Origin of the sequence: Streptomyces sp. NPDC089424 (assembly GCF_044749345.1) — a bacterium.
Lineage (GTDB): Bacteria > Actinomycetota > Actinomycetes > Streptomycetales > Streptomycetaceae > Streptomyces.
The window spans coordinates 1,100,354-1,114,525 of record NZ_JBIVHU010000001.1; the positions used below are offsets into that span (position 1 = coordinate 1,100,354).

Consider the following 14,172-nt stretch of genomic DNA (forward strand, 5'->3'; position numbering starts at 1 on the left):
ATCCCCGAGCCGTGACTCGCACCCGGCGTGCGAGCCCGAAATGCGAGGACTGATGAGTACCCCCACCTGGAGATCACGGTGCCTGAGCGCCCTGGTCGCGACGAGCCTGCTGGCGATCGGCGGTCCCTTGATGACCGCCCGAGCGGCGGGCGGCCCCAACATCGCGCTCGGTGACAGCGCGTCGGCGAGCAGCGCGGGCGGAGCCTACGGCGCCGCGAACATCACCGACGGCAACCAGGGTTCGTACTGGGAGAGCGCCGGCACGACCCTGCCGCAGTGGGTGCAGGCCGACCTCGGCACCGGCGAGCGCGTCGACGAGGTCGTCCTGAAGCTGCCCGCGGGCTGGGAGAGCCGTACCCAGACCCTGTCCGTGCAGGGCAGCGCCGACGGCACCAGCTTCACCACCCTGAAGAGCTCCGCCGCCTACACCTTCAGCCCCGGCTCCGGAAACGCGGTGACCGTCTCCTTCCCGGCCACCCAGACCCGCTACGTGCGCATCGCCATCAGCGCCAACACCGGCTGGCAGGCGGCGCAGCTGTCCGAACTGGAGGTGCACGCGGCCGAGGGATCCTCGGCGAACCTCGCGGCCGGCAAGACCCTGAAGGCGAGCAGCCACACCGAGGTGTACGCGGCCCCCAACGCCAACGACGGCAACCGGGCCACCTATTGGGAGAGCGCCAACAACGCCCTGCCGCAGTGGATCGAGGCCGACCTCGGCGCCTCCGTGGCCGTGAACCGCGTCGTGCTGAAACTGCCGGCCGGCTGGGGCGCCCGCAGCCAGACCCTGAAGATCCAGGGCAGCACCAACGGCACCTCCTACACCGACCTCTCGGCCTCCCAGGCGCACACCTTCAACGCGGCGAACGACAACACCGTCACGATCACCCTCGACTCCGCCACCACCCGGCACGTCCGCGTCCTGGTGACCGCCAACTCCGTCCAGCCGGCGGCCCAGCTCTCCGAACTGGAGATCTACGGCCCGGCCGGCGGCGACACCCAGGCGCCGTCCGCCCCCGCGAACCTGGCCCTCACCGAGCCCGCGAGCGGACAGATCAGGCTGACCTGGAACGCCTCCGGCGACAACGTCGGCGTCGCCGGCTACGACATCTACGCCAACGGATCCCTGCTCACCTCCGTCGCCGGCAACGTCACGACGTTCACCGACAGCCGTCCCGCGAACCAGACGGTCTCCTACCGCGTCCGCGCCAAGGACGCCGCCGGCAACCAGTCGGGCGACAGCAACACCGTCACCCGTGTCGGCGACTCCGGCGACACCCAGGCGCCGTCCGCCCCCGCGAACCTCGCGTTCACCGAGCCCGCGAGCGGACAGATCAGGCTGACCTGGAACGCCTCCAGCGACAACGTCGGTGTCACGGGCTACGACATCTACGCCAACAACGTCCTGCGGGACAGCGTCGCCGGGAACGTCACCACCTTCACCGACACCCAGCCCGCGACGAGCACCGTCACCTACCACGTCCGCGCCAAGGACGCCGCCGGCAACCAGTCGGGCAACAGCAACACCGTGACCCGCAACGGCAGCGGCGGAGGCGGCTCGAACCTCGCCGTCGGCAAGCCGATCGATGCCTCCTCCACCGTGCACACCTTCGTCGCCACGAACGCCAACGACAACAACACGGCGACCTACTGGGAAGGCGCGGGCGGCAGCTACCCCAACACCCTCACCGTCAAGCTGGGCGCCAACGCCGACGTCGACCGGCTCGTGCTCAAGCTGAACCCCGACACCGCCTGGTCCGCCCGCTCCCAGACGATCGAGGTCCTCGGCCGGGCCCAGAGCGCCACCGGCTTCACCGGCCTCGTCGCGGCCAGGAGCTACACCTTCGACCCGGCGAACGGCAACACGGTCACCGTCCCGGTCGGCGGCCGCGTGGCCGACGTCCAGCTCAGGTTCACCGCCAACTCCGGCGCCCCGGCAGGTCAGATCGCCGAGTTCCAGGTCGTCGGCGTCCCCGCGCCCAACCCGGACCTCGTGGTCACGAACCTCACCACCTCGCCCGCCGCACCGGTGGAGTCGGACGAGATCACCGTGTCGGCCACCGTACGCAACGACGGCCCGGCAGCGGCCGCGGCGAGCCGGGTCGCGCTGCGCCTCGGCGGCACCCAGGTCGCCACCGCGCAGGTCGGCGCCCTCGCGGCCGGCGCACAGACGACGGTCAGCGCGTCCGTCGGGGCCCGCGACGCCGGCTCGTACGAGCTGAGCGCGGTCGCCGACGAGGCGAACACGGTCATCGAGCAGAACGAGACCAACAACACCTACACCCGCTCCACCCCGCTCGTGGTCAGGCCCGTCGCCAGCGCGGACCTCGTCGCCGCCGCGGTGACGACCACGCCGTCCAGCCCGGCGGCCGGTGACACCGTCAACTTCAAGGTGACGGTGAGGAACCAGGGCAACGAGCCGAGCACGTCCGGCAGTCACGGCGTGACGCTCACTCTCCTCGACGGTCAGGGCCAGACGGTCAGGACCCTGACCGGCGCCCACACCGGCACCCTCGCCGCGGGCGCCTCGGCCGAGGTGAACCTCGGACCGTGGACGGCGGCAAACGGTTCGTACACGGTGCGGACGGTCCTCGCCGACGACGCCAACGAACTGCCGGTGAAGCGTGCCAACAACACCTCCACGCAGCCCTTGTTCGTCGGCCGCGGCGCGAACATGCCGTACACGAACCAGGAGGCGGAGGACGGCACGGCCGGCGGCGGCGCCACCGTCGTCGGACCCAACCGCACCGTCGGCGACATGGCCGGCGAGGCCTCCGGGCGCAAGGCGGTGAACCTCGACGCGACCGGCGAGTACGTCGAGTTCACCACCCGGGCCGCCACCAACACCCTGGTCACCCGGTTCTCGATCCCGGACGCCCCCGGGGGAGGCGGCATCGACTCCACTCTCAACGTGTACGTCGACGGCGTCTTCAAGAAGGCACTGCCGCTGACCTCGAAGTACGCCTGGCTGTACGGAGCGGAGGCCTCGCCCGGCAACTCGCCCGGATCGGGCGCGCCCCGGCACATCTACGACGAGGCGCACATGATGTTCGCCGAGACCGTCCCCGCGGGCAGCAAGATCCGGCTGCAGAAGGACGCGGCCAACACCGCCGGTCACTACGCGATCGACTTCGTCAGCCTGGAGCGGGTCTCCCCGGTCGCCAACCCGGACCCGGCCACCTTCACGGTGCCCGCCGGCTTCACGCACCAGGACGTGCAGAACGCGCTCGACCGGGTGCGCATGGACACCACCGGCAAGCTGGTCGGTGTCTACCTGCCGCCCGGCGACTACCAGACGTCGAGCAAGTTCCAGGTGTACGGCAAGGCGGTGCAGGTCGTCGGCGCCGGGCCCTGGTACACGCGCTTCCACGCGCCCTCCACCCAGGACAACACCGACGTGGGCTTCCGTGCCGAGGCGGCCGCCAAGGGCTCGCTCTTCAAGGGCTTCGCCTACTTCGGCAACTACACCTCGCGCATCGACGGACCGGGCAAGGTCTTCGACTTCGCGAACGTCTCGGACATCGTCATCGACGACATCTGGAACGAGCACATGGTCTGCCTCTACTGGGGCGCCAACACGGACCGGATCACCATCAAGAACTCCCGGATCCGCAACATGTTCGCCGACGGCATCAACATGACCAACGGGTCGACGGACAACCTCGTCAGCAACAACGACGCGCGCGCGACCGGTGACGACAGCTTCGCGCTGTTCTCCGCCATCGACGCGGGCGGCGCGGACATGAAGAACAACGTCTACGAGAACCTGAGCTCCACCCTGACCTGGAGGGCGGCGGGCGTGGCCGTCTACGGCGGCTACGACAACACCTTCCGCAACATCCACATCGCCGACACCCTCGTCTACTCCGGCATCACGATCTCCTCGCTGGACTTCGGCTACCCGATGAACGGCTTCGGGACCGGGCCGACGACCTTCGAGAACATCTCGATCGTCCGGGCGGGCGGCCACTTCTGGGGCAACCAGACCTTCGGCGGCATGTGGCTCTTCTCCGCCTCCAAGGTCTTCCAGGGCATTCGCGTCAACGACGTCGACATCGTCGATCCCACCTACAGCGGGATCATGTTCCAGACGAAGTACGACGGCGCGGGCCGGCCGGAGAACCCGGTGAAGGACACCGTCTTCAACGACATCTCCATCACCGGCGCCCGCAAGAGCGGGGACGCCTGGGACGCCAAGTCCGGCATGGGCATCTGGGTCAACGAGATGCCCGAGCCCGGACAGGGACCGGCGGTCGGTGAGGCGACGTTCAACTGCCTGCGGATGAGCAACAACGCGGAGAACATCCGCAACAGCACGACGACCTTCAAACTCCTCATCAATCCCTGCTGACCTGGGGCTTCGCGCTCTGAAGATCAGGTCCACGGCCACGACCGGCGCCCGCCGCACCCAGCGGCGGGCGCCGCTCCCGTGACAGTGGCCCGCCTCATAGTGGACCGGTTGCCTATTTTCGGGCGAACGGTCGTACACTCGCGGCATGGGACGAACGAGCGATGCCCGGGACAAGATCCTCACCGCTGCCCGGTCTCTGATCGAACTGCGCGGCTACTCGGCCCTCGGGGTGACGGAGATCTGCAAGGCGGCCGGGGTGCCGAAGGGCAGTTTCTACTACTTCTTCGAGTCCAAGGAAGCCCTGGCGCTGGCCGTGATCGACGAGCACTGGACGGCGCAGCGGCGCGACTGGGAGCGCGTGCTGGGCGGTGACCAGGAGCCCCTGCAGCGGCTCCGGCAGCTCTTCGAGGAGACCACGGCCGCCCAGAACGCCGGCAAGGCCTCGTGCGGCTCCGTGTCCGGGTGCATGTTCGGCAACCTGACGCTGGAGATGAGCAACCAGACCGAGGCGATCCGCGACCGTCTGCAGCAGATCTTCGACGCCCAGGTGGACATGATCGACGAGGTGATCCGCGCGGCGTCGGAGCGCGGGGACGTGCAGGTCACCGACACCCGCGACGCCGCTCGTTCCGTGGTCGCGCAGCTGGAGGGCCAGGTGCTCTTCGCGAAGCTGTACAACAACACCGCGCAGCTCGACGCGTTGTGGAACAACGCCCTGGCCCTCCTCGGAGCGCGTGCCGTCGAGGGGAACGCGGCCGCCGTCTGACGGCGCGGCTCACGCGAACGTGACGTCGTCGATGTCGATGGTGACGAGTTCGATGTCGCGCGAGACCGACCCGTCCTCGTTCAGCGGGTGCACCCGTCGCCGGGTGGGGACCATGATGCCGCCGAAATCCGCGTGGTCGGACGTGAAGTGCGCCGCCGGACCGGCGTTGATGACCTCCGCGGTGTAGTCGTGCCTGCGGAGCAGGCCGTCCTCACCGAAGTGGAAGAGCTGCTCGCGGCTGTGCGTGGCGATCCGGTCCGGGAAGGTGACCTTGAGCCGGCTCCACCGCTCGCCCTCCTCCGTGGTGAGGGGAGGCAGCTCCTCGGTGCGGAAGCCGGGGGAGACGAAGCTGAACGGCGACGTCAGGTAGGTCCACATCGCGTAGCCGGCGAAGTAGGCCACGTGCAGGTCGTCCCACGGGGTCGCGAGGGTGTGACCCTCGAACGCCTGCCGGGGTGCCCGTCGCTCGGCCCGCACCTCGCCCTGGTCGTCCACCACGGCCACCCGGTCGGCGGTGAAGGAGGTGCGCAGGTCGGGGGCGGTGAAGGGGTGGTGGCTCGCGTGCTGCCGGTGAAGATCCACGCGAACCGTGGTCTGCGAGAGGATGCCCTCCCGGCCCTTCAGGCCCCACAGCGCGCCACCGGAGCGGAAGCCGGCCGTGACCGACTCGTACCGCCGGAAGCGGTCGAGCCCGCCGTGCGCTTCGATGACATGGGCCGCGAGATCACTCATGACTAGGTCCTTCTGGTCGATCGGTGGGGGAACTCTTGTGAGCTCGATAATGACCGGTCGTCTTAAACGAAGCAAGCCCGACAGGTGTGGCCCAGCTGACAGACTCTGTTCTTGCTATGCTCTAAAACGACCGATCGTCTCTAACCGAGGGAGGCAGCGATGCCCAGAGCGAGCCTGCGGGAGAACCTCGTCGCCGCGGCGGTGCAGGAGTTCCACGCCCGTGGCTACGCGGCGACGGGCGTGAAGGACATCACCGACGCCGCGGGCGCGCCGAAGGGGTCGTTCTACAACCACTTCGACAGCAAGGAAGCCCTGGCCGTCGTGGCCCTGGAGCGGTACGGCACGACCCGGCGCCTCGACGATCTCCGTGACCGCTCGGTCGCGCCCCTGACCCGGCTGCGGGAACACTTCGAGTTCCTGCGCGACGAGAACGTCCGGGCGGAGTTCCACAAGGGCTGCCTGGTGGGCGACCTCGCCGTCGAGGTCGCCGATCACAGCGACGCGCTGCGCGAGACGACCAGCCGGAGCCTCCAGGCATGGACCGACGCGCTCGCCGTCGCCGTCGCCGACGCCCAGGAGGCGGGCGACGTGGCGAAGACCCTGGACGCGGCGACCCTGGCGCGCTTCGTGCTGAACGCCTGGGAGGGCGCCCTGATCTCCGCCCGGGCCGACCGCTCGGCACGGGCCTTCGAGACCTTCTTCACCGTCGTCTTCGGCGTACTGCTGCGCTGACGTCGCAGGCGTGGCCCGTTTCCGGCCCGCTCCTGCCAGGTGGCGTCCGTCAGGCGGCGGCCTCCCACGCGAAGCCGTCCGGGTCGGTGAAGGAGCCGGCCGAGCCGCCGAGGACGACGCGGTGCGAGCCGGTGCCGTCGGCCGGGACGCCGAGATCCTTGGCCAGGCCGCGACGCTTGTACAGCGCCAGCTTCAGGGGACCGGCCCCGTCGGCGGCGAACTCGGCGTACTTGCCGCCGAAGCTCCTGGCCACGGTCAGGCCCCGGTCGACGTAGAACTGCTTGCCGGCCCTCACGTCCTCGACGCCGAGCAGGAGGACGACCTCGTCGATCTCCCGGTTGGCCGGCCCCGCGTCCTTCTTCGCCGAGGTCGCGGCCTTCCAGATCGTGCCGTCCGGCGCCTGGACGACGCCGCCGTACCCCCACAGCGACTTCGCGGCGGGCTTCAGCACCGTGGCGCCGGCCTCGACCGCGGCGCCGAGGAAGCCGTCGACGGTGGCCGGCCGGGACACCGTGAGCGCCAGGGTGAAGCCACGGAAACCGGTGGAGTGCGCGTCGGACGCCCGCAGGCGGATGTGCGTGTCCACTCCGAAGGCGGCGTAGAAACGACGGGCGGCCTCGAGGTCGGCCACCTCGAGGGTGACGGAGGCGAGGGACGTGGTGGATGCGGTGATTGCCATGCCCCTCACGCTAGGGGCGGCGGCACCGCCGAGGCTTCTCGATTCCTGACCGGTCCTGCCGGGTCCTGCGCGCCGGCTCCGCGACCACCGCGCGCGCCTCACGGGACTCCTGCGAATTCGTGAGCCGATTGAACACACCGGCCCCGCCTCCCGTATGGCACCCGGGGGAACTCATGCCCGGGTCGACCAACGCGTAGGAGTACAACCGTGGGACGCAACACGCGCAGACGCCCAACCGGCGCGCGACGCGCGACATTCGCAGCCGTCGCGCTGATGCTCGGCGGCGGAGCACTGGTCGGTGTGAACGTGTACGCCTCCGCCACCGACGGCGGCGACAACGTCGGTGACACCAAGAGCGCGTGGGGCGCCGCCACGATCGACTGCCCCGACGTGGGCGAGCGGCTGACCGAGGTGCCGGAGGCGGCACGGGCGGAGGTCGACAAGGAACTCGCCCTGCTCGACCAGCAGATCGCCGAGGCCTATCAGCAACTGCAGCAGCAGCCCGTCGAGTCGGCGCAGGATGCGGTGGTGAAGCCGCTGACGGACGAGCGCGGCGCCACGATCCAGCGCATCGCGGCCGCGCTGGAGAGCGCGGGCGAGCGGCCGGAAGGGCTGGAAGCCCTGGCGGCGTGCACCCTGCTGGAGGCCGAAGGCGCGCAGGAGGGCACCGGCGAGGAACAGGCCGGTGACGGCTCCGAGGGCGAGGGTGAGGGTCAGGCCGGCGAGGGAGGTCAGGCCGAAGGCGGCGATGAGGGCGGCGACCAGGGCGGCGAAGGACAGGGCGGCATCGGCGGGCAGGGCGGCAACGGACCCGTCGCCGCGGACTACGCGGACATCGCCTCGGTCCAGCCCAACGTGGCCGCTCCGCAGCAGTCGGAGGCCGCTTCGCGCGGCACCTTCACGACCAGCTGCGGTGTCAACGCCGGTGGCCTGTTCAACTCGGACAACGTGATCGTCGCCCCCGGTGTCACCAACGGGGCGCACCACTTCCACGACTACATCGGCAACCAGTCCAACGACGCGTTCGCGAGCGACGAAGACCTCGCCGCGGCCGACACCAGCTGCGCGGACCAGGGCGACAAGTCGTCGTACTACTGGCCCGTGCTGCGGCTGCAGAACGGCACGCAGGAGCAGGACGCCCAGTCGCCCGGCGGCGGGGTGGAAGGCAACGCCGGCGAGATCGTGACGCCGAAGGAGGTCACGCTGACGTTCGAGGGCAGCCCGCTCGGTGAGGTCACCGCGATGCCGAGGCTGCTGCGCATCATCACCGGCGACGCCAAGGCGTTCGTCAACGGCCCCGGCAACGCGAACGCCTCGTGGAGCTGCACCGGCTTCGAGGACCGGCAGCTGAAGGACAAGTACCCGCTCTGCCCGTCGGGCAGCGACGTGGTGCGCACCTTCCGCTTCCAGAGCTGCTGGGACGGCTCCAACATCGACAGCGCCAACCACCGCACGCACGTGGCCTTCGCAGACGCCTCGGGCACCTGCCCCTCCGGCTTCCGCGCGATCCCGCAGCTGGTGCAGCGGATCGTCTACGACGTTGACGCGCCCAGCCTGAACGACGGCGGCAGTACGACGCCCCTGTTCGCGGTGGACTCCTTCCCGGAGCAGCTCCACAAGCCGGTCACCGACCACGGCGACTTCATCAACGTCTTCGACGAGGACCTGATGGGGGAGATGGTCGACTGCATCAACGAGGGACGCGAGTGCGGCGACGGCGCCGGCGACGGCGGCGCAGAGGAGCCGGGTGACGGCGGCGGGGAGCAGCCTGGCGACCCCGGTGACGGTGGCGGGGAGCAGCCCGGTGAGCCCGGTGACGGTGGCGGGGAGCAGCCTGGTGACCCGGGTGACGGTGGCGCGGAGCAGCCTGGTGACCCGGGTGACGGTGGCGCGGAGCAGCCTGGTGACCCGGGTGACGGTGGCGCGGAGCAGCCCGGTGACCCCGGTGACGACGGTGGTGTGGACGAGCCCGGCAAGGGTTCCGGCGGCGGTGCCGAGCCCGGCGACGTCCCCGACGACGAGAGTGCGCCGGCGGACGACGCCCCGGCGACGAACACGCAGCGTCCCGTCGAGCCCAAGGCCGCGGGCACCCCGAACGCCCCCCTGCCGGCCGCCACTTCGCGGGCGCCCGTCGCTGACGCCGGAGCGGGCGGCTCCGGCACCGGGACGTCGACCGGGCAGCAGGTCGCCGCTCCGCAGGGGAACCAGGGCGGACTCGCCGAGACGGGCGCGCGCCTGTGGCCCGCGGCGGCCGGCTCCGCGCTCCTGATCGCGGGCGGACTCCTGCTGGTACGCACCCGGCGCCGCCAGGTGTAGCGTCGGCGGACCGCAGTCGACGACGAGAGCCCGGGTTCCTCGAGGACCCGGGCTCTCGCCGTCCCGCACGGCCCCGCGTACGCCGAGGCCAGTACGCCCACCTACTCCCGCCGTCAGATGCCTCGCGCACCCGACGGGCGGCACGGTGGGTGGGTGAAACTCAGCCGCCCCGCACGCCGGGTCCTTCTCGTCACACACGTCGTCGCCTCCGCGAGCTGGCTAGGGCTCACGCTCGGGCTGCTCGCACTAGGCCTCACCGCGGCCACCTCCGGCTCGGCGGAGACGGTCGAGGCGTCCGTCCGCGCCATGAAGCTCTTCGCCGACTGGCTCCTGCTGCCCCTCGCGTTCCTCACGCTGGGCGGCGGTCTGCTGCTGTCCCTCGGCACGCAATGGGGCCTGGCCAGGCATCGCTGGGTGTACACGAAGTTCTGGTTGACCCTGGCCACGACCACCGCCACGGCCTTCGCCCTGCGCCCCGGGGTGAACGCCGCGGTCGCCTCCGTGACGGCCGGTGAAGGACTGCCGGACGCCGGTGACGTCCTCATGGGGCCCGTAGTGTCCCTGTCCGCCTATGTGTTCATGACGGTCATCTCGATCCTCAAGCCCTGGGGACCGACCCGCCGGGGCCGCAGGCTCCGCTCGGCCGGCCGCGCGCCGAGGCCCGCCGAACGGCTCACCGAGCCGGTCTGACCCCCGCCCGCCGACCCGCCGAGGCTCATCCCGTGCCCGCGGGTCGGGCCTTCTCCGGCGTGCCTGCCCGGCCGGGCGCCGAGCGGAGGGTAGAGGTGTCGGGCACGGACCCGGGCCCGTTAGGCGCAGGCCGGGGTCAGGAGCCGGAAGCAGGACCTCGAAAGCGGGAGAAGCAGGAGCTGTCGTGGCGATGGTCGGACTGTTCTGGGTCACTCCGGACGCGGTGTACGTGGGCTCGCCGCCGGCCGCCGACGGGAGCTGCGTGCGGCTGACCGCCGCCGGCGTGGAAGCCGTGGACCCCGACGGACCCCGGTCCTGGAGCTGGACGGCGTTGCGGTCCGCGGTGGTCGAGGACGTGCCCGTGACGAGCGCGACGGGCCGCGCCGCGGGCTTGCTCGGTTCGCTAGTGTCGGCCGTCGTCGGTGCCTTCCTGGGAGAGGGACCGCCCAGCATGACGCTGCGGCTGGAGACGGGGACCGGGCCGGCGGAAGTGACCGTCCACGCGGCCGCGGCGCGCGGGTACGGGGCGGGCGAGGCGGCGCTGTCGCAGGAGTTGCTCGCCCGCCTCGTGACGGGAGCCGCGGACCATGGCGCCGTCCAGGCGTGGGGCCGCGCGCACGGTGCGGATCGGACGCCCGGGCCGCGGGTGCGTGAAGCGCTGTTGCGGGAGTGGGCGGGGGAGCCGACCCCGTCACCGTGACAAGCCGCCGGCCGGTATCCCCTTGGGCGGAGGCAGGGCCATCAGGGTGGTCGCGGGCCGTGTCGGGCGTCGGGCGCGGACCCCGGTGGCCATGCTGGGCAGGAACGACGGCACCCTCACCGGCGACAAGGAGCACGGCATGCCGGCAGATTCGGTCGGACGATTCCTGGCGGCGCTGGACCCGGAGCACCGCAAGGCCGTCGGCGCCCGGCCCGACGCGGATCAGGAACGTCTCGCGGCGGCCTGGGAGCGGGAGCTCGAAGCGGACGACGAGCTCGACACCCTCGACGAACTGTCCCCGGCGGCGGCCGAGGCCGAGGCCGCCCGCCGCGTCATGGAGCGCGAGTCCGAGTAGCACGTCTCCGCGCGGACCGACCGACGCCCTGCGCCGCTCACTCCGTGCCGGGCCACCCGAAGGTCGTGACCACCGCCGCGTGGTCCGACGGCCACGCGTTCCGGGCCACGTCGGGCCAGGGCCGTGGCGTGCCGGCCACGTACGTGCGTGAGTCGAGGACGCGCAGGCCCCGGTGGAGGACGTAGTCGATCCGGTCCTGCGGTTCGGGCCGGCCGCTGCCGTCCTCGTGCAGGGCGTGGATCGGCGACCAGGTGTGGCCGGGCACGGCGAGCGGATCGGGGTGCGCCTCGCGATAGGAGTCGCGCAGGCCCGCCTCCTCGGCGGCGCGCGTCACCGGCCACGGCACGTCCCGCCGGTCGAGGTGCGAGGGGCAGTTGAAGTCGCCGACCAGCACCACGGGCACGCCGTCGTCGCCCGCCCGCTCGATCCACCGCAGCGCCTCGCGCATCTGCGCCAGCCGGACCTCCTCGTGCGCGATCAGCGCGGCCGCGCCGAGCCCGTCGAAGGCCGCCTCGTACGGCCCGTACGGCGTGTAGTGCAGGTGCGCCGTCCACACGTCCACCGCGCGGCCGGGGCCGGCCTCGATCCGCACACCCGTCGCTCCGTAGAAGCCGACGTCCGGGTCGCCGTGGCGGGCCGTGACGGGGTGGCGGCTGATGACGCCGAGGTTCTCGCCGGCGCTGTGGTGGTGCCAGCCGAGCGCATCGGCCAGTTCGCGGGCGGCGGTTCCGGCGGTCTCCTGGAGCCCGACGACGTCGGCACCGGTGTCGAGGACGGCCTTGATCTGCTTGGCGCGGTGGTCGTCGACCCGGGCGCCACCGAGCCAGAGATTCCAGCTCATCACCCGCAGTCGTGCTCCGGTCGGCGCCGTGCGCGGCTCGGCCGACGGCGTCGCCGCCGCCCGGGGTGCGACGCCGGTGGGGGCCACGACCGCCGCCGCGGCCGCCGCCCTGCCGGTTGTCCCGCCCGCCGTACCGCCCGTCGTCCTGGCCGTCGTCTTGTCCGTCCTGTCGCCCGGGAGCCCCGCCGCGCCGACGTGCCCCCGTACCACCATCGCCTCCAGCTCCTCGGTGGTCACGCCCACCAAGCTGTCGCGCACGATCCGTCCCGGTGCCGCCGCGATCGGTGCCAGCGACGGGACGGCCAGTACCGCGCAGCCGGCCGCCTCGGCCGAGGTGACACCGGTCTGGGTGTCCTCGACGGCGACGCAGGCGGCGGGTTCCGCGCCGAGGGCGTGGCAGGCCGCCAGATAGGGGTCGGGGGCCGGCTTGCTGACGGCGGTGTCGTCCGCGGTGACGGCCACCGCGAACCGCTCGGCACCGAGCGCGTCGAGGACGGTTCCGGCGACGGCTCGCGGGGAGGCGGTGACCAGTGCGGTGGGCACGCCGTCCCGCGCCAGCGCGTCCAGCAGGTCGAGCGCGCCGGGCCGGGGCACGATGCCGGTCCGCACGCGCTCGGCGAACTCCCGGTGCAGGGTGGCGGACAGGTCGGCGACGGGACGGCCGGTGGCGCCGGCCAGCCATGCGGCCGTGTGCTCCACCGTCCGTCCCAGCACCTCGGGCCGGTCGGCTTCGGTCAGCGGTCGCCCGGCGACGTGTTCCACCGCCTCCCACCACAGTCGCTCGGTGTCGACGAGCGTGCCGTCCATGTCGAACAGGACGGCCTGGAGGGGGAGGCGGGGGTGGGGGGTCACGTGTGTGTTCTCTTTCCGTTGGTGTCGATCACCGGTGGTCGGCCACCGGGGGACGTTCGACTGTGGGGGGGGGTGTCAACTGTCCTTGCGATCGGCCACCAGCACGGGGCGTTCCGGCAGCGACACGCCGACGGCGACACCGGTACCGAGCCCGGCCGCCTCGTGCGCGGGCAGGTCGGCCTTCACCTCGGTGCCGTCGGCGAGCCGCACCGTCATGCGGACGACGGCGCCGAGGAACGCGGTGGCGACGACGCGTGCGCTCGCGCTGTCGTCGGCGCTCACCCGGACGGCCTCGGGCCGCACCAGCACGTCCACGTCCGTCGCGTCGCCGGCCGGCAGCGGACCGTCGACCGGCAGCCGCTGCCCGAGCACCTCGACGTCGGCGCCCTTCAGCGTCCCCGGGATCCGGCTCATGGTGCCGACGAACTCGGCCACGAAGGCGGTCGCGGGGCGGCCGTACAACTCGGCGGGTTCGGCGCACTGTTCGAGGCGGCCGGCCCGCATCACGGCGACCCGGTCGGCGACGGACAGCGCCTCCTCCTGGTCGTGCGTGACGAACAGGGTGGTGATGCCGAGCTCCTGCTGGAGCCGGCGGATCTCCTCGCGCAGCGACAGCCGCACCTTGGCGTCGAGCGCGGAGAGCGGCTCGTCCAGGAGCAGCACCCGGGGGCGCAGCGCTAGCGCCCGGGCCAGCGCGATCCGCTGCTGCTGGCCGCCGGACAGCTGGTGCGGGAAGCGCTCGCCCTTGTCGGCGAGTCCGACCAGCTCCAGCAACTCGGCGGCACGGGCGCGGCGTTCGGCGGTGCGGACCTTGGCGATCCGCAGTCCGAAGGCGACGTTGTCGAGCGCGTTCAGGTGGGGGAAGAGGCTGTAGGACTGGAAGACCATCCCGGCGTCGCGGCGGTGGGCCGGGATCCGGGTGACGTCGCGGCCGTCGACGAGCACCGCGCCGGAGTCCGGATGCTCGAACCCGGCGAGCATGCGCAGCGCGGTGGTCTTGCCGCAGCCGGACGGGCCGAGCAGGGCCAGGAACTCACCGGGCCGGACGGTCAGATCGAGCCCGTCGAGCGCGACGGTTGGCCCGAACTGCCGCCGTAGGCCGCGGAATTCGACGGTGGCCGCCTGGGTCGCGGCGGCCTTCTCAACAGTGGTGGCGGTCAT

11 protein-coding genes are annotated in these 14,172 nt (G+C 71.9%); 7 read left to right on the plus strand and 4 right to left on the minus strand.

Features of this window, described 5'->3' with window-relative positions:
- Positions 1-52 precede the first annotated feature (52 nt).
- Both ACIP2X_RS04865 and ACIP2X_RS04870 read left to right on the plus strand, forming a co-directional pair.
- Positions 53-4,348, plus strand: a complete 4,296-nt coding sequence (locus ACIP2X_RS04865) for a discoidin domain-containing protein (protein WP_401667512.1) — start codon at positions 53-55, stop codon at positions 4,346-4,348.
- A gap of 145 nt (positions 4,349-4,493) precedes the next feature.
- Entirely contained in the window at positions 4,494-5,114 is a 621-nt protein-coding gene (locus ACIP2X_RS04870) for a TetR/AcrR family transcriptional regulator (protein ID WP_401667515.1), read from the plus strand.
- Between the two features lie 9 nt (positions 5,115-5,123).
- On the opposite strand, the gene ACIP2X_RS04875 is transcribed toward ACIP2X_RS04870, so the two are convergent.
- Positions 5,124-5,846 carry a hypothetical protein gene (locus ACIP2X_RS04875; protein ID WP_401667518.1) on the minus strand — a complete coding sequence of 241 codons (723 nt, stop codon included), beginning with the start codon at positions 5,844-5,846 and terminating at the stop codon, positions 5,124-5,126.
- 159 nt (positions 5,847-6,005) lie between these two features.
- Between ACIP2X_RS04875 and ACIP2X_RS04880 the strand changes: the two genes are divergently transcribed.
- Positions 6,006-6,578, plus strand: a complete 573-nt coding sequence (locus tag ACIP2X_RS04880) for a TetR family transcriptional regulator C-terminal domain-containing protein (RefSeq protein ID WP_401667520.1) — start codon at positions 6,006-6,008, stop codon at positions 6,576-6,578.
- 49 nt (positions 6,579-6,627) lie between these two features.
- On the opposite strand, the gene ACIP2X_RS04885 is transcribed toward ACIP2X_RS04880, so the two are convergent.
- On the minus strand, positions 6,628-7,257 hold the full coding sequence (locus tag ACIP2X_RS04885; RefSeq protein WP_401667523.1) for a glyoxalase: 630 nt from the start codon (positions 7,255-7,257) through the stop codon (positions 6,628-6,630).
- Positions 7,258-7,464: 207 nt separating this feature from the next.
- On the opposite strand from ACIP2X_RS04885, the gene ACIP2X_RS04890 reads away from it, so the two are divergent.
- From ACIP2X_RS04890 to ACIP2X_RS04905, 4 genes are all read left to right on the plus strand, one after another.
- Positions 7,465-9,573 (plus strand): DUF1996 domain-containing protein, encoded by a 2,109-nt coding sequence (locus tag ACIP2X_RS04890; RefSeq protein WP_401667525.1) that lies wholly within the window; start codon positions 7,465-7,467, stop codon positions 9,571-9,573.
- 153 nt (positions 9,574-9,726) lie between these two features.
- A complete protein-coding gene (locus ACIP2X_RS04895; RefSeq protein WP_401667527.1) occupies positions 9,727-10,263 on the plus strand; it encodes a DUF2269 domain-containing protein in 537 nt (178 codons plus the stop codon).
- A gap of 184 nt (positions 10,264-10,447) precedes the next feature.
- Positions 10,448-10,963: a hypothetical protein gene (locus ACIP2X_RS04900; protein WP_401667530.1), complete on the plus strand. Its 516-nt coding sequence runs from the start codon at positions 10,448-10,450 to the stop codon at positions 10,961-10,963.
- Positions 10,964-11,102: 139 nt separating this feature from the next.
- Positions 11,103-11,318, plus strand: coding sequence for a hypothetical protein (locus ACIP2X_RS04905; protein WP_401668880.1), 216 nt, complete (start codon positions 11,103-11,105; stop codon positions 11,316-11,318).
- A gap of 37 nt (positions 11,319-11,355) precedes the next feature.
- Here ACIP2X_RS04905 and ACIP2X_RS04910 read toward each other — a convergent pair whose 3' ends face one another.
- Positions 11,356-13,011 carry an HAD-IA family hydrolase gene (locus ACIP2X_RS04910; RefSeq protein ID WP_401667533.1) on the minus strand — a complete coding sequence of 552 codons (1,656 nt, stop codon included), beginning with the start codon at positions 13,009-13,011 and terminating at the stop codon, positions 11,356-11,358.
- Positions 13,012-13,086: 75 nt separating this feature from the next.
- Entirely contained in the window at positions 13,087-14,172 is a 1,086-nt protein-coding gene (locus ACIP2X_RS04915; protein ID WP_401667535.1) for an ABC transporter ATP-binding protein, read from the minus strand.